General features: G+C 63.0%; 14 protein-coding genes and 6 tRNA genes. 9 read left to right on the forward strand and 11 right to left on the reverse strand.

The genetic code is table 11. The features are described 5' to 3' along the window. Window positions 1-17 precede the first annotated feature (17 nt). The 8 genes from RhoBH5_RS01820 to RhoBH5_RS01855 form a co-directional block, all read right to left on the reverse strand. Window positions 18-1,040, reverse strand: coding sequence for an NUDIX hydrolase (locus RhoBH5_RS01820; protein ID WP_042951805.1), 1,023 nt, complete (start codon window positions 1,038-1,040; stop codon window positions 18-20). Beyond that, window positions 1,037-2,164: a glycosyltransferase family 4 protein gene (locus RhoBH5_RS01825; RefSeq protein ID WP_047269325.1), complete on the reverse strand. Its 1,128-nt coding sequence runs from the start codon at window positions 2,162-2,164 to the stop codon at window positions 1,037-1,039. The genes RhoBH5_RS01820 and RhoBH5_RS01825 overlap by 4 nt, the downstream gene beginning before the upstream one ends. Further along, window positions 2,161-3,063, reverse strand: a complete 903-nt coding sequence (locus tag RhoBH5_RS01830) for a phosphatidylinositol mannoside acyltransferase (protein WP_042919909.1) — start codon at window positions 3,061-3,063, stop codon at window positions 2,161-2,163. The genes RhoBH5_RS01825 and RhoBH5_RS01830 overlap by 4 nt, the downstream gene beginning before the upstream one ends. Next, a complete protein-coding gene (pgsA, locus tag RhoBH5_RS01835; protein ID WP_007732918.1) occupies window positions 3,060-3,737 on the reverse strand; it encodes a phosphatidylinositol phosphate synthase in 678 nt (225 codons plus the stop codon). Before pgsA ends, RhoBH5_RS01830 begins: the two co-directional genes overlap by 4 nt. Before the next feature lie 81 nt (window positions 3,738-3,818). Further along, on the reverse strand, window positions 3,819-4,373 hold the full coding sequence (locus RhoBH5_RS01840; RefSeq protein WP_003943307.1) for an HIT family protein: 555 nt from the start codon (window positions 4,371-4,373) through the stop codon (window positions 3,819-3,821). Then, the gene (thrS, locus tag RhoBH5_RS01845; RefSeq protein WP_007732914.1) at window positions 4,370-6,427 is read right to left on the reverse strand and encodes a threonine--tRNA ligase; all 2,058 of its coding nucleotides are present in this window, start codon (window positions 6,425-6,427) and stop codon (window positions 4,370-4,372) included. Before thrS ends, RhoBH5_RS01840 begins: the two co-directional genes overlap by 4 nt. A 133-nt stretch (window positions 6,428-6,560) precedes the next feature. Next, window positions 6,561-6,971 (reverse strand): TIGR02611 family protein, encoded by a 411-nt coding sequence (locus tag RhoBH5_RS01850; protein ID WP_085989954.1) that lies wholly within the window; start codon window positions 6,969-6,971, stop codon window positions 6,561-6,563. A gap of 229 nt (window positions 6,972-7,200) precedes the next feature. Further along, window positions 7,201-7,272: transfer RNA gene (locus RhoBH5_RS01855), tRNA-Val, on the reverse strand. 293 nt (window positions 7,273-7,565) lie between these two features. On the opposite strand from RhoBH5_RS01855, the gene RhoBH5_RS01860 reads away from it, so the two are divergent. From RhoBH5_RS01860 to RhoBH5_RS01880, 5 genes are all read left to right on the forward strand, one after another. Then, window positions 7,566-7,638 (forward strand) — tRNA-Gly (locus RhoBH5_RS01860). A gap of 25 nt (window positions 7,639-7,663) precedes the next feature. Beyond that, window positions 7,664-7,734: transfer RNA gene (locus RhoBH5_RS01865), tRNA-Cys, on the forward strand. Window position 7,735: 1 nt separating this feature from the next. Further along, window positions 7,736-7,810 (forward strand) — tRNA-Val (locus tag RhoBH5_RS01870). Window positions 7,811-7,902: 92 nt separating this feature from the next. Continuing rightward, window positions 7,903-7,978 (forward strand) — tRNA-Gly (locus tag RhoBH5_RS01875). Between the two features lie 16 nt (window positions 7,979-7,994). Beyond that, window positions 7,995-8,069, forward strand: a tRNA-Val gene (locus tag RhoBH5_RS01880). A 146-nt stretch (window positions 8,070-8,215) separates the two neighbouring features. On the opposite strand, the gene RhoBH5_RS01885 is transcribed toward RhoBH5_RS01880, so the two are convergent. Together RhoBH5_RS01885 and RhoBH5_RS01890 are read right to left on the reverse strand one after the other, a co-directional pair. Continuing rightward, window positions 8,216-8,692, reverse strand: a complete 477-nt coding sequence (locus RhoBH5_RS01885) for an alpha-isopropylmalate synthase regulatory domain-containing protein (protein ID WP_270007896.1) — start codon at window positions 8,690-8,692, stop codon at window positions 8,216-8,218. A gap of 174 nt (window positions 8,693-8,866) precedes the next feature. After that, the gene (locus tag RhoBH5_RS01890) at window positions 8,867-10,252 is read right to left on the reverse strand and encodes a GH1 family beta-glucosidase (protein WP_270007897.1); all 1,386 of its coding nucleotides are present in this window, start codon (window positions 10,250-10,252) and stop codon (window positions 8,867-8,869) included. A 116-nt stretch (window positions 10,253-10,368) separates the two neighbouring features. Here RhoBH5_RS01890 and RhoBH5_RS01895 point away from each other — a divergent pair, with 116 nt between their 5' ends. Together RhoBH5_RS01895 and RhoBH5_RS01900 are read left to right on the forward strand one after the other, a co-directional pair. After that, entirely contained in the window at window positions 10,369-11,565 is a 1,197-nt protein-coding gene (locus RhoBH5_RS01895; RefSeq protein WP_270007898.1) for an MFS transporter, read from the forward strand. A 67-nt stretch (window positions 11,566-11,632) separates the two neighbouring features. Then, window positions 11,633-12,166, forward strand: coding sequence for a GNAT family N-acetyltransferase (locus tag RhoBH5_RS01900; protein ID WP_007732909.1), 534 nt, complete (start codon window positions 11,633-11,635; stop codon window positions 12,164-12,166). 12 nt (window positions 12,167-12,178) lie between these two features. Here the strand turns inward: RhoBH5_RS01900 and zapE are convergent, their stop codons facing one another. Then, entirely contained in the window at window positions 12,179-13,195 is a 1,017-nt protein-coding gene (gene zapE, locus RhoBH5_RS01905) for a cell division protein ZapE (RefSeq protein ID WP_003942629.1), read from the reverse strand. Between the two features lie 43 nt (window positions 13,196-13,238). On the opposite strand from zapE, the gene RhoBH5_RS01910 reads away from it, so the two are divergent. Both RhoBH5_RS01910 and RhoBH5_RS01915 read left to right on the forward strand, forming a co-directional pair. Then, window positions 13,239-13,988, forward strand: a complete 750-nt coding sequence (locus tag RhoBH5_RS01910) for a pyrimidine reductase family protein (RefSeq protein ID WP_047269329.1) — start codon at window positions 13,239-13,241, stop codon at window positions 13,986-13,988. 19 nt (window positions 13,989-14,007) lie between these two features. Next, the gene (locus tag RhoBH5_RS01915) at window positions 14,008-15,561 is read left to right on the forward strand and encodes an alpha/beta fold hydrolase (protein WP_064688821.1); all 1,554 of its coding nucleotides are present in this window, start codon (window positions 14,008-14,010) and stop codon (window positions 15,559-15,561) included. Window positions 15,562-15,604 lie beyond the last annotated feature (43 nt).

Here is a 15,604-nt window from a genome sequence, read left to right on the forward strand (position 1 = left end):
ACTGAACGACCGAACGATCAGCGGATGGAACGCACTTCCGGATCCTCGGAACCGTCCGCAATCGTCGCGGCCTCCACCAGGAGGTTTGCCAGATCCAACGGGTAGACGGGCTCACCGGACTTGGCCAGTCGGCGGATCTCGTCGGCGCTGCACCAGCGATGGCCGGTGATGGCACGCTGTTCCAATTCCGTGTGGCCTTGGAAGACCGGCTCGAAGCCGTGAGTGCGCGTAGCGAAGAACAGCTCTTCCGAACGGATCAGCTCACCGTCGAACGGGAAGATCGCCACCCGACGCCAAAGCGGACCTCGCAGATTCTCCGGCGCTACCTTGAACCCCGTTTCCTCCTCGATCTCACGAACCGCGGCCGCTCGCAGATGTTCGCCGCGTTCGAGCCCGCCGCCGACGGTGAACCAGAAGTAAGTGTTCGGGATCTTGGGATCGTGCCCGCGCAACAGCAGCACCCGATCTTCCTCGTCCAGCATCACCACGCGGGCAGAGGTCCGTGACGTATCCACGGTGATGCCCTCGGGCACCGCCGCCGCGGTCGTGCGCTCCGATATCTCGAAGTACTGAGGTAGCGGTGCCGTTCCCCCGAGGTGCAGCCAGCGAACAAGTCGACGCGTACGCAACGCGAGAGTGTCGCGCACCGCGTCGTTGTGGAACCGCCGAGCGATCAGGACCCTCGCCTCGGCATCGGCCAACTCGGCCACCAGTTGAGGTCGCAGCGACGTCGTGCCGTAGGCAGCGAGAGCATTGGACAGCCGGTTCTCGGCAAGCTCGCGATCCTGACGATCCGCACGTTCGGCGGCGTCCGCCAAGGTGACGAATCTGCGGGCGTCGTCGGCGCTCATGTCCACAGCCGCCGCGCGGACAACCGCGGCACGACGGGACAGAGCCGCATCGAGCGCCAACCACGACTGATCCGAACGCACATGCAGTCGATCGAGTCGGTTCGCCGTCCCGTACGCCCACAGTCCGACGACCAGGACGACGGCAGCGACGAGCCCGAGAATGAAGATCGTCAGAGCGGAGAAGGTCATGACCCCACCACGCGTACGCCGGTGCCGCCAACCGTGACGGTCTCGTAGACACGCAGGATCTGTTCGGCCACCACCGGCCAGTCGTATTCGGCGACAACACTTGTCGCGGTGTTGACCAGCGCGCGTCGTCGATCCGGGTCGCCGAGGACGGAATCGATTGCCTCGGCCAGGGCATCGGAGTTCCCGATGGGGACCAGCAAGCCGGCCTGGCCGTCGCGAAGAACACGACGGAAGGCGTCCAACTCACTCGCGACGACGGCGGTACCGGCCGCCATGGCCTCGACCAGCACGATCCCGAAGCTCTCACCGCCGAGATTGGGCGCGCAGTAGACGTCCACACTGCGAAGCGCCGACGCTTTCTCCTCGTCACTGACCTGCCCGAGCAGTCGGAGATGCTTGAAGTACTTGCCCGCCTCTTTGCGGAGTTTTTCCTCGTCGCCGCGTCCGACCACGATCACCTCGAGATCCGGGTGACGCTCGACCAACTCCGGCAGTGCACCGAGGAGGACGGCCATCCCCTTGCGCGGTTCGTCGTAGCGCCCGAGGAACAGAATGGTTCCACCCTCGCGCGGATAGCCGGGCAACATGTCGGCCTCGGCAAACGCTGCGACATCGACGCCGTTGGGAATTTCGACCGCGTCGGATCCGAGGGACTCGACCTGCCAACGACGCGCCAACTCCGAGACTGCGATCCGGCCACTGATCTTCTCGAGATACGGAGCCAAGACACCCTGAAAAGTGCTCAGCACCAACGACTTCGTGGTCGACGTGTGGAAGGTGGCGACGATCGGGCCTTCCGCGATACGCAACGCGAGCATGGACAGACTCGGCGCATTGGGTTCGTGGATATGTAGAACGTCGAAGTCACCTTCCGCGATGAACTTGCGGAGGCGGTTGTTCGCCGTCGGGCCGAAAGACAACCGTGCAACAGAACCGTTGTAGGGAATCGCGACGGCTTTACCTGCGGAAACCACAAAATCCGGCAACTCGTCGTCATCGGACGACGGCGCAAGCACACTCACTTTGTGACCACGTTCGATCAGCACCTCTGCCAGATCCACCACGTGCGCCTGCACACCACCGGGGACGTCGAAGGAGTACGGGCAGATCATGCCGATCTTCATTCACCCTCCATGCGGGCGAGCCGCGATTCGGAGAGGTCGGAGCGCCACAGCGGCTGAAGCATGTGCCAGTCAGCGGGGTGCGCTGCGATGTTGACCGCGAAACGGTCGGCAAGTGCCTGCGTGGCCGGGCCGACTCCGCCGGATACGTCGATCGGCGGGTCGATCTTGAAACCCCAACCGTCGGGAGTGAACCAGCAGTGGACCGGAAGTAGCGGCGCGCCGGTGTCGATCGCGAGCTTCGCCGGGCCGGCGGGCATGCGAGTGGGTTCTCCGAAGAAGGTGACGGGCACACCCTTCTTCGCCAGATCGCGCTCCCCCAGCAAGCACACGATCTTGTTCTCGCGCAGATGCTTGGACAGTTCGACGAACGGAGGATGCTCCCCGCCGCTGAGCGGAAAGATCTCGAAACCGAGACTCTCGCGGTATTCGACAAACCGTTCGTACAGGGATTCGGGCTTGAGCCGCTCGGCAACGGAGGTCAACCCACCCCATTGCTGAACACACCACACGCCGGCCATGTCCCAATTACCGCTGTGGGGCAGCGCCAATACCGCGCCATGACCTGCTGCCATTGCTTTTTCCAGATGTTCCTGGCCCTCGACCAGCGCATGCAACGCCTTACCTGTCGCGACCAGGTCCATCGACGGTAGACGGAATGCCTCACGCCAGTACCGGGCGTACGAGCGCATAGAATCCTTGATCAACTGATCCGGAACTTCCTCCGGCGTCGTGCCCAGAACTCTCGCGAGGTTCTTCCTGAGTTGTTCGGGTCCGCCCTTGCGTACCGCGAAATCCGCTCCGGCGTCGAACAGCTTGACCGCCACCGATTCCGGCAGGCTTCGCACCAGACGCCAACCCGCGGCGTATCCCAGGTCGGTTGCACGCTCGGCAAAGCTCATTTCTCTGCCTCGCCGTCCGTGTCCGGCGCACCTTCGACCGTCGATGCGGCCGGGGCGATCGGCAGAAGTTCCCGAGCGCCAGGGGAATTGCGCACCGCGAGCACTCGCTGGAAGACCGTCACGATGCTTCCGGCGGCAAGTACCCACATCGCGATGTGGATTGCCCACGGAAGACCCATACCCGTCAGGCCGGATCCGACCAACACGATGATCAGTCGGTCCGGGCGCTCGATCCACCCGCCGTCCGCAGTCAGCCCGCTCGCCTCCGCACGCGCCTTCGCGTACGAGATGACCTGCGAGGTGACGAGGCAGATGAGCGTCGCGACGAGCAGCCACTTGCTGTTCTCGTGGTAGACCGCCCACCAGGCCAGGCCGGCAAAAATCGCGCCGTCGGCTACGCGGTCGCAGGTCGCGTCCAGTACGGCCCCGTACCGCGTTCCGCCGCCGCGAGCACGAGCCATTGCGCCGTCGAGCATGTCGAACATGACGAAGAACCAGATGAACATGGTTCCCCAGAACAGATGTCCGGACGGAAACAGCGTCACCGCACCGGCGACGCTTGCCACCGTGCCGATCACCGTCACCGAGTCCGGCGTCAGACCGGTCTTGACCAGCGCCTTCCCCATAGGTGCCGTCACCTTGGACACCGATGCGCGCCCGAAGAAGCTCAACACCGCAGGAACCCTCCCCGTCGTGAGTTCCGGTTCGGAACTCGTTGCAGCAATGCATCCTGCCATGAAGCCGGATGCGTCAACCTATTGTTGCCAGGCACCGGCGAGTAGTCCCCTGGTCTCCCGCAGCAATTGCGGCATCACCTTTACCCCACCGAGCACGGTGATGAAGTTGGCGTCGCCGCCCCAACGTGGCACTACGTGTTGGTGAAGGTGCTCGGACAGCGAACCGCCCGCAGCGGCACCGAGATTCAGGCCGACGTTGAATCCGTGAGGATTCGACACGCTCTTGATCACCCGCAACGCCTGCTGGGTGAACGCCATCAACTCGGCGCTCTCCTCCGGCGTCAGGTCTTCGAGTGCCGCAACCTTGCGGTACGGAACCACCATCAGGTGCCCCGGGTTGTACGGATACAGGTTCAGAACCGCATAGACATGCTCACCGCGGGCAACGATGAGCCCTTCTTCGTCCGACATCTTCGGAATGTCGATGAACGGTTCACCTGTCGTGCCCGGGGTGTTGGGCGCCTCGGTGATGTACGACATCCGATGCGGCGACCAAATGCGCTGCAAATGGTCAGGGTCACCGACGCCGTGGTCGATCAGCGAACCCGGACCGTCGTCACCGGGGGCGCTCACTGCGCCACGCTTGGCTGCACCAGTTCGGCTGTCGGCGAGGCGTTCTCGCGGCGGCCGATCCACTCGGTGATGATCCGGACGGCGTCGTCGACGGGAATGCCGTTGATCTGCGTGCCGTCACGGAAACGGAAGCTGACCGCGCCGGCCTCCACGTCACGCTCGCCCGCGAGGAGCATGAACGGGACCTTCTGCGTGGTGTGGTTACGGATCTTCTTCTGCATACGGTCGTCACTGAAGTCGACCTCGGCGCGCACACCGGCAGCCTTGAGCTTCTTCGTGACGTCGAACAGGTGATCGGCGAACGCCTCGGCCACCGGGATTCCGACAACCTGCACCGGTGCCAGCCACGCTGGGAACGCGCCCGCGTAGTGCTCGGTCAGGACACCGAAGAACCGCTCGATCGAGCCGAACAGCGCGCGATGGATCATGACCGGACGAGTCTTGACGCCGTCGTTGCCGGTGTATTCGAGCTCGAACCGCTCGGGCAGGTTGAAGTCGAGCTGGATGGTCGACATCTGCCAGGTGCGGCCGAGGGCGTCCTTGACCTGAACGGAAATCTTGGGACCGTAGAAGGCGGCTCCGCCCGGATCCGGCACCAGCGTCAAGCCGGAAGCTTCGCCGACCTCGGCGAGCGTTGCGGTCGCCTCTTCCCAGACGTCGTCGCTACCGACGAACTTGTCCGGGTTTTTGGTGGACAGTTCGAGGTAGAAGTCGTCGAGGCCGTAGTCCTTGAGCAGGTTCAGAACGAACTGCAGGGTGGTGGTCAGCTCGTCGCGCATCTGCTCACGGGTGCAGTAGATGTGAGCGTCGTCCTGGGTCATGCCGCGCACGCGGGTCAGGCCGTGGATGACGCCGGACTTCTCGTAGCGGTAGACCGAGCCGAATTCGAAGAGCCGCAACGGCAATTCACGGTACGAGCGTCCGCGAGCACGGAAGATCAGGTTGTGCATCGGGCAGTTCATCGGCTTGAGGTAGTAGTCCTGGCCCGGCTTGCGCACGGTGCCGTCCTCGTTCAGTTCCTCGTCGACGTGCATCGCCGGGAACATGCCGTCGCGGTACCAGTCGAGGTGACCGGAAACCTCGTACAGATGCCCCTTGGTGATGTGCGGAGTGTTGACGAACTCGTAGCCCGCCTCGATGTGACGGCTGCGCGAGTAGTTCTCCATCTCGGTGCGGATGATGCCGCCCTTGGGATGAAACACCGGCAGACCCGAACCGAGCTCGTCGGGGAAGCTGAAGAGGTCCAGTTCGGTACCGAGCTTGCGGTGATCACGACGCTCGGCCTCGGCGAGCAGTTCGAGGTATTCGTCCTGAGCCTCGGTGGACTCCCACGCGGTGCCGTAGACACGCTGAAGATCGGCGTTGTCCTGGTTGCCACGCCAGTAGGCGGCGGAGCTTCGGGTCAACTTGAAGGCCGGGATGTGCTTGGTGGTCGGAATGTGCGGGCCGCGGCACAGATCGGACCAGATCTTGTCGCCGGTACGAGGATCGAGATTGTCGTAGATGGTCAGCTCGTTGCCGCCCACCTCCATGATCTCGGGATCGTCGATACCGGACTTGTCGTCGATCAATTCGAGCTTGAACGGCTCGTCGGCCAACTCGACCCGAGCGTCCTCGATCGAATCGACCACTCGACGCGAAAAGCGCTGTGATCCCTTGATGATCTGCTTCATACGCTTTTCGAGCTTGGCCAGATCTTCCGGAGTGAACGGGCGGTCCACCGCGAAGTCGTAGTAGAAGCCGTCCTTGATCGGCGGACCGATGCCGAGCTTCGCGTCGGGGAATTCTTTCTGAACCGCCTGCGCGAGGACGTGGGCCGCGGAGTGCCGAATGACGCTGCGGCCGTCCTCGGTGGATGCTGCCACCGGCTCGACGTCGACATCGACCTCAGGTGTCCACGACAGATCCTTGAGCGTTCCCTCGCCATCGCGGACAACGACGATCACGTCGGGCCCCTTCGTGGGGTATCCGGCTTCGCGCACTGCAGTCCCGGCGGTCGTCCCCGCGGGCACCCGAAGTGGGGCGGCTGAGTGCTCTGGCGCGGGACTGGTCACGGCGATGTGCTCCTAAAGGTATTGCGACAAGTTAGACAGGCGTCGTACCCACTGCGAGCACGCGCACGATCATGTTATCGGCCCTACCGACATGGTGAGACAACCGAGTGAAGGAAACCGGGCCGCGTTCAACTCACAGCGGCGACTCGAGCCACGAGTAGTCCAGGCCCACCCATGTCCCGATCAGGCCGAAAGTGCCGAGCACCCACAAAGTCGCCAGGACGATCACTGTGGTGAACAGAACGCCCAACCCTTTGACGAACAGCGACTGCTTGCCGAACCATTCCATGAACCGGTCGTATCGAGCCTTCGCGAAATGAAGGAGTCGATGTGCCCACGCGAACTCCGACGCCAGGATGCCGAGGCCGGCGAAAACGATGAGCCAACCGGGCCCGGGGTACGGAATAGCCACGATGCCGGCGGCGAACACGATCGTGCCCACGACTCCGACGCCGATGCGGTACGCAAGATTGAGGGTGGGCCGCGCGGCGATTCCCGCGCGCCACCGCTCCCAGCGGGACTCTGCGTCCTGGAAGACGGACAGGTCTGAATCGTCGACGGAAGAATCGACCTTTTCGGTACTCAAAGCAGTCACCTTTTCGGTCGCGAAATGTCTCTTCTACCAGGCTACCGAAATCGTCGCCCGGCGACCTGCGACGACGGTCTGCATGCCGAAACGACCGTGCCCTCGAACAGCTGTGCTCTCAAACAGCTGTGCTCTCAAACGACTGAAGGCGTCCCCGATGATCGGGAACGCCTTCAGTGTTTTTCTGTGGTCCCGGCTGGGATCGAACCAGCGACCTTCCGCGTGTGAAGCGGACGCTCTCCCACTGAGCCACGGGACCGTAAGTCATACGAACGCATGCGCTCGAACGAGTTGGAACATTAACACGGCTGCGCGATGAATACGAATCACCAGGTTGGCATTCGTTTTGCTCCAGGCCGCCCCGAAATCTACGAATTCGAACTGATTTCAGACCGTATTCATCGCCCAGACGGACAGTTGCAACGCGCGCGACGGGCCGATTCGACTCCGAACACGCCACTGAGCTGGTGATTTGTGTGTATCCGACACGGTCGGCTAATGTTTCCAACGCACCGAGGAGAGCGAGCAGCTCCCCAAGCAACACGGTGCGATGCGGACGTGGCGCAGCTGGTAGCGCACAACCTTGCCAAGGTTGGGGTCGCGGGTTCGAATCCCGTCGTCCGCTCGAGAGGTGTGACTCAACCTTTTACGGTGGAGTGGCCGAGTGGTGAGGCAACGGCCTGCAAAGCCGTGCACACGGGTTCGATTCCCGTCTCCACCTCGCGCGATTAGCTCAGCGGGAGAGCGCTTCCCTGACACGGAAGAGGTCACTGGTTCAATCCCAGTATCGCGCACCACGTCAGACCCTAGGGCCTGATGGTCAAGACCTGCTTGCAGGTCTGATAAGTTAGAAAAGTACTGAGTTCCGGTAACGGAGTTCATTGCTCATGCGGACGTGGCGCAGCTGGTAGCGCACAACCTTGCCAAGGTTGGGGTCGCGGGTTCGAATCCCGTCGTCCGCTCCATTTTTCTCCAGAACCCGCGCGATTAGCTCAGCGGGAGAGCGCTTCCCTGACACGGAAGAGGTCACTGGTTCAATCCCAGTATCGCGCACCATTTGAGAATGCAAGAAGCCGGAACCTCAGGGTTCCGGCTTTTTGCGTTCGAGCGCCGAACACACGGGCCGCAGTACTGACGCAAGCCCCCTCGGGCATCCACGTCAGTACTGCGGTTGATGTAGCTGATCAGATTGTTGTAACTGCTCAGTGAGAGAAGCGGTTCGCTGCCGAAGTCATCGCGCGCAGCGAGGACTCCGTCGACGACTCCGCAATACCCATCGCCCAGCTCCGACGGCCGTCGCACTCGGTGAAGATGAACGTCGCAGTGCGGTGGCCGATCTGGTGCTGATGGAAAGACAGGATCTCGAGCGAGATTCCCGCGTCGTGCAGCATCGACGTCATGGCCGAGATCGCGCCGGTCGAGGTGGCGGACGCTTTCTGGATACGCTCCCCCAGACCGAGAGTCGCTTCGAAGGTCCAACGACCCGGCGCAATCTTCTCGGAGGACCACGCACCCAGACGGATCGGGCCGCTCATAGCCGCATACGTGGACTCGAACTCGGTCCACGACATCGCTGAGCATTCGGCACGCAAGCCGGCGGGCAGAGATTTGCCGTGACGCGCCGCGAAGGGATCAGCAGCAGAAAAAGAATCAGAAGCGAAAGCGAAGTTGTAAGTCATGATCGTGGTCTTCCTGGAATGAAGTGGAGGACCAACTGGTAGCAAGACGACCCGCAGCGAGGGGTCGGTCCGATTCAGACCCCGCTACGGCGGCTTACTACGAGAATTCGCTTCATGAGAGACGAGGCTAGGCGGCCCGGTTCGAGAATGCAACCCAGACCGCCTCCGCACAGGTCAGACCTGAGCCGCTTTGTGCTCGGCGATGAGGGCGCGATACCACTCGAACGAGGTCTTCGGAGTGCGCTTCTGGGTGTCGAAATCGACGTGCACCAGGCCGAATCGCTCTTTGTATCCCGCAGCCCATTCGAAGTTGTCGAGAAGTGACCACACAAAATAACCGCGGACGTCGACACCGTCGTCCATTGCCGATCGGAGGGCGCGAAGGTGCGCATCGTGGTAGTCGATTCGTGCTTCGTCGTCGACGACGCCTGCGGCATCCGGGGCGTCGTGGAATGAACATCCGCTTTCGGTGATGTAGATCGGCGGCAGTGCGTCACCGAAGCGGGCGTGGAACGTCCGCAAGATCTCGCCCAGCCCCTCGGGAACGATCGGCCAACCGAAATCGGTTGTGGGATAACCGGTAATCGCGACAGGGGCAAAGGGCAGGCCCGGGGGCAGGTCGACTTCGAGCACACCTTCGGTCCCCTGGCCTTCCACCGGAGCAGCAATCATCGTCGGCTCGTAGTAGTTGATCCCGTACCAGTCGAGCGGCGCCCCGATGATTTTCAAGTCCTCGTCGACAGGACCGCTGAGCAGCTGAGCGAATTCGTCGGCCGGGTACTTCCCGACCAGAACCGGGTCGGCGAACATCCAATTGACGACGTGGTCGTAGATGTCGGCAGCCATCACGTCTTCCGGCGAATCCGAAGCGGCACGCACCGGAGCATGGTTCGAGGCGATTCCGATGTTCGTGCATCCGGTTGCCCGAAGCGCTTCGACAGCGAGGCCATGCCCGAGCAGCTGGTGATGTGCGGCTTGGAAAGCCTCGAACCCCAAGGCCAGTCCGGGGGCGTGAACTCCGAGGGCATGCCCGTAAAGCGTGTGCACTACCGGTTCGTTGAGCGGCATCCACATTCCGACGCGATCGGACAACCGTTCGCCGACGACCTGGGCGTACTCCCCCAGCCGGTACGAGGTGTCTCGGTTCATCCAGCCGCCCTGCTCCTGCAAGGCAAGGGGCAGATCCCAGTGAAAGAGAGTGACGGCAGGAGTAATTCCCACCGAACACAGTCGATCGATCAGGCGGTCATAGAAGTCGAGCCCTTTCGCATTCACGGCCCCCGATCCGGTGGGCAGAATTCGCGACCACGACAGGGACAGCCGATAAGCGTCGAGCCCGAGGTCTTTCATCAACTCGATGTCCGATTCCCAGCGGTGATAATGATCGGCAGCGACCGTCCCGGTGTCGCCCCCGACGACTACACCGGGGCGGTCACAGAACTCGTCCCAAATCGACGGTCCGCGACCGTCTTCGGCCACAGCTCCTTCGATTTGGTAGGCCGCGGTGGCGGTTCCCCAGACGAAGGAAGACGGAAATTCTGGTGTCGGCTGCCGAGTCATGTCGGTCAGTTAATCAAAGAACCGTGCAAAACACGCAGCTTTGTTGGACACTCGACCAGTATCAAGATCCAGTACCGTTCGGCCTAACCGAACGAACGAGACAAAGGCCCTGCTTGATGACGGATAACACCCGCACCCTGACGAGGGCTCGGATCGCCACTTCGGTGGCCTTCGGACTTCAAGGATTTCTGCTCGCCGCCATTCTGACGCAGCTGCCGCAGTACAAGGACTTGTTCGAGCTGAGCGAGACACTGGTTGTGGTTGCGGTTGTCACCGTGTCCGTCATCGCCGGGCTCGGCAGCGTGCTCGCCGAGATGCTGGCCGTGAGAACGTCGAGCAAGATGACTCTGCGAACCGGACTCGCCGTCATCGCAGTCTTCGGCGGGGCAACCGGAATTGCGCCCAACGCGGCGATGTTCTTCGTCTTCCTGGCGATCTACGGCATCGGACTCGGCATGGTCGACGCCGCCGCCAACATGCAGGCAGTCTCGATCCAACACGCCAAGGGCCGCTTCATCCTCTCCTCGTTCCATGCTTCCTGGAGCGTCGGAGCGATTGTCGGCGCTCTGTTCATCTCTGCTACCGCAAGCCTCGACATCTCGATCCGCATAACGCAGGTGATCGCGGGAGTTGTTGTCGGACTGATACTTCTGGCCTTCGGCCCGCAACTGCTCGATCGCTCCGAGTCTCCGGTTGCCGATGCAAACATCACGAGCACCGCGAAATTCACCGTACCCACCCGCGCGTTCGTCCTCCTCGGCGTCGCGATGGCATTGTTCTATGCGGTCGACTTCAGCGTCGGAAACTGGTCGACGCTGTACGTCAAGGACGAACTGCTCGCCGACGCCGGGACGGCCGCCCTTTCCGTGGCGGCGTACCAAATCGCGGCACTGGTCTCACGACTGACCGGCGACTACTGGGTCGGCAAGTTCGGTGAGACCACCGTCGTGCGGATCGGCTCTCTCATCGGCGTGGTCGGCATGACGATCGTTGTCCTCGCGCAATCTCCCGCCGTTGCCATCGCCGGCTTCCTGATCGTCGGCCTCGGCGTACCGGTGATCGCCCCGATCTGCTTCAGCGCTGCCGGCAGGATGGCTCCCCCGGATCAGGTCGATGCGGTGATCGCACGCATCAACCTCTTCAACTACGTCGGCACAGTCGTCGGCGGCGGCATCGTCGGCGCGGTCGCTGCCTTCAGTGACCTTCGAATCGGGTTCCTGATTCCGCTGGCGTTCTGCGCGATCTTGATAGTTCTTGCTCCCGCGTTCGCACCGAAACGAGCCACAACTCCGGTCGCCGAGAACGCCGCTTGAGCATTGCGCCCGAGGAAAGTGGTGTACTTGATCGACCGAATTGTGTGCGCGAGAGGCAGAAACTGACGTGACGATCACCGTTGACCGGGCCGGGATCTGGGATTCCGAAGCAATCGCCGACGTGGCAGCGGTGACATTTCCACTGGCTTGTCCGCCCGACGCGTCGGACGACGACATCAGTGCCTTCATCGACAACGTTCTCTCCGTCGACAAGTTCTCCGAGTACCTGACCGATCCGACGCGAACCGTTCTCAAGGTCATTCGCGACGGTTCGATCGTCGGCTACGCGATGCTTGTCGACGACGAGCCCTCCGACCCGGACGTCAAAGCTGCTGTGACACTTCGCCCGACAACGGAACTGAGCAAGTTGTACGTGCTTCCGGGTAACCACGGGACCGGCGCGGCAGCATCCTTGATGGACGCGGTTGTCGACCACGCACGACGCAGCGGAAGTGCCGGGATCTGGCTGGGCGTCAATCAGGAGAACCTGCGCGCCCAGAAGTTCTACGCAAAGCACGGTTTCACACAGGTCGGCACGAAGACTTTCCTCGTGGGCGCACAACTCCACCACGATTTCGTGATGGAGCGCCCCGTCAGCTGACAGGCGTGCAGACTAGCCGGCCGCGACCTCGAAACGAGAAAGTGCGAGCAGGCGCGAGGTCGCGCGCAAGTACTTCTTCTTGTACCCACCGGCGAGCATCTCGGGGGTGAAGATCTCGTCGAGGCGTGCGCCGGAAACGGTGACCGGGATGCTCGCGTCGTACAGGCGGTCGGCGAGAACCACGATGCGCAGTGCAACGGACTGATCCGTTGCCGGGTGGACACCGTCGATGAACACGGCCTTCACACCCTCGACCAGCTTGTTGTACCGCGACGGGTGCAGGGTGCTGAGGTGCTTGCACAGCTCGTCGAAGTTGTCGAGCGTGGCGCCGTCGATGGCGTCGGCCCGAGAAACCAACTCCTCCGAGGAGATGGGCTCGGGTGCGGGCGGGAGATCGCGGTGACGGTAGTCGGGGCCGTCGACGCGAATCGTCTCGAAGATCGAGCCGAGCTTCTTGATCTCGCGCAGGAAGTCCTGGGCGGCGAAGCGACCCTCCCCGAGCTGGCCGGGAAGCGTGTTCGACGTCGCGACGATGGACACGCCGCGCGCGGAAAGCTCCGAAAGGAGGCGGGATACGAGCATGGTGTCGCCCGGATCGTCGAGCTCGAACTCGTCGATGCAGAGAACGCTGTGGTCGGCGAGCGCTTCGACCGCCTTGTTGAAGCCGAGAGCGCCGACGACGTGTGTCAGCTCGACGAAGGTTCCGAAAGCCTTCGGCGACGGAACGCTGTGGAAGATCGACGCCAGCAAGTGAGTCTTACCGACACCGAACCCGCCGTCGAGGTACAGGCCGGCGCCGGTCGCCTGGGTCTTCTTGCCGAACAGTCCGCGGCGTCCACCACTACGGATCTTGGTGACGCGCTTGGAGAATTCCTCGGCCTTGGCGACAGCAGCTGCCTGGCTCGGTTCCTTCGGATCAGGAATGTAGGAGGCAAAACTCACCTCGTCGAACATTGCGGGAGGCACCATTTGAGCTACCAGTTGATCGGCGGGTACCACCGGGCTGCGATCGACAAGACGTTCATGCATCCGTCAAGGGTATCTACGTGATGTGATCTCTCATGTGCACCGTATGGATATTGCGACCTACTTCACACCAGGCCACGAAGACGAACTCCGCGGCTTGTACGCCTATCCGGAGAACCTCTCGCAACCCTGGATGCGCGTGAACTTCGTTTCCAGCATCGACGGGTGCGTCTCCGTCGACGGAGTGAGCCATGGACTCGGCACACCGGCCGACAAGTCGGTATTCGGGATCTTGCGCGAACTCTGTGACGTCGTCCTCGTCGGCGCAGGCACAGCGCGAGCCGAGAACTACGGGGGTGTGCAGGTCTCGGACGAAGCCCGGGCGCGACGAAAGGCGAGCGGCCTCGCTCCGGTCCCACCGATCCTCGTCGTCTCGGCGCACGCGTCGATCGACCCCGAAAGCCGACTCCTTCGCGATACCGAAGTTCCACCGATCCTTGTTGTCGGTCGCGACGCGGACTCCGCGGCAATTTCGGCGCTGAGATCTGCCGGAGCGCAGGTGGAGGTGACGGACTCACCGAACGTCACCAGCGGCGACATCGACAGGGCCTTGTCGGCTCGCAAGCTCCGTCGCGTGCTGTGCGAGGGCGGACCGTCACTTTTCGGGCAGTTGATCGAGGACAATGCCGTCGACGAACTCTGCATCACCACGTCACCTCAACTGGTGGGGAGCAAAGTCGGCCGAATCTCACTCTCCCCCAACGCAATGCCCACAGCCATGCGTCCCGCGCACATTCTCGGTGATACGGACGGCACGATCCTCACTCGATGGGTTCGTCAGCAGCCACTTCGGTGAACCTGGCACTCTGGTCGGCATGCGCAGAGTTGCTTTGATGGCCGTCGTCCTCGCGACGTGTTGTGCGTGCGGCGCCGGTCCGTCGCTTCGGCCCGCCGTCGCGGTCGAAGGCCGCACCGACGGCAGCCCTGCCCAGAGCGAGGGACCGTCGCCCGATGCGCCGCCGGTCGACCCTGGCGTCCCGACCGATGACATACCGTGGCGAGACTGCACCGGCACGTCACTCGCCGACCAGGCTCTCGCGGCGTCGAGCGCCGGCGTCATTCTCGAATGCGCGGAATTCAATGCCCCCATCGACGTGACCGGCGCCATCGACGGCAACTTCACTGCCGGCTTGACCCGCGCTCGGACCTCGTCGACGCCTGCCGACGCGTATCCGATCGTGTTCACATCGGGCACCGATCGTTCGTCGGGAAACTCTCTGGCCATGCTCGCCGCTTCCGGCTTGAACACGGTTCTCGCCGAACATCCGGTGGTTGCCCTCGATCGCCGCGGAATCGACAGGTCCACCGCAATCGACTGCATGACGCCGGAGATTCGGCGCGGACTTCACGATCTGGGCCAATTCGACTCGGACACCACCGGTGACGCCGCCGATGCGGTCGCGGCCCTCGGTCACGACGCCACCATTGCCTGCACGGACTACCTCGACCCTCAAGAACTGAAGTTCGGCGCCGACTCCGCAGCCGAGGACATCGACGCTCTACGTACACGGTGGGGCGTCGAGACCATCGCTCTGTGGTCTGCAGGGTCCGGCTCGGACATCGCGCTGAGCTATGCGGCAGCCCACCCGAACAACCTCGCGAGATTGATCCTCGATTCTCCCGCTCCGGTTGCCACCGACGCTGCGACCGAGGCCGAAAGCCGCGTGCAGGGCGAGGAAGCGGCATTGGCGGCATTCGCTCAGCGATGTGTGGCGCTGGGGTGCTCGCTCGGACCTGATCCGAAGAAATCGGTCACGGACTTGATGGAGCGCGCTCGCGCCGATGAATTCCAGCCGCTGTCCGCCGCTGCGGTGTCGAACGCGATTTCGGCGAGCCTGTGGACTGCCGGAACCAACCGTGAGCAGGAGACCCGCTCACTGTCCGACGCTCTGTCCGCGCTCGGTACCGGCAACGCTTCACCGATTCGAGAGCGCGCCGCCCGGGCGGAGAACGAGGTGGACGGCGACGGCCAGTTCATCGGACGATGCACCGACGGCATGCAATGGCCGGGCATCGGGCGTGCGCGCGAGCTTGCGAACACGTGGGGCACCAACTATCCGGTGTTCGGGCGAGAAGCCGCGCTCGGGTTGCTGGCGTGCGCCAGCTGGCCGTCGACCGCCAACTCTCCCTTGCCGAATCAGTTGAAGCCCCCAGTCCTCGTGCTGAGCGGTCAGGGTGACCCGGCCGTCGGAAACTCCGGACTCTCGACCGTCACCGGCGTCGTGACCAATGCAGGATCGCGCTTCGCAACTCTGGACTGGCAAGGTGCGGGTCACCCGGCGGCACAATCCACGTGCGCTCAACAGGCGATGCGCCTCTACCTCAGCGACGCCTCCCTGCCCAGTAACGGAAGCGTGTGCCCGGCCTGACTCGGGCGCTCGTCCACCACGACCGAAAAGGGGTGCATCCCCC

Origin of the sequence: Rhodococcus sp. BH5 (genome assembly GCF_027583855.1) — a bacterium.
In the GTDB taxonomy this organism is placed as follows: domain Bacteria; phylum Actinomycetota; class Actinomycetes; order Mycobacteriales; family Mycobacteriaceae; genus Rhodococcus_F; species Rhodococcus_F qingshengii.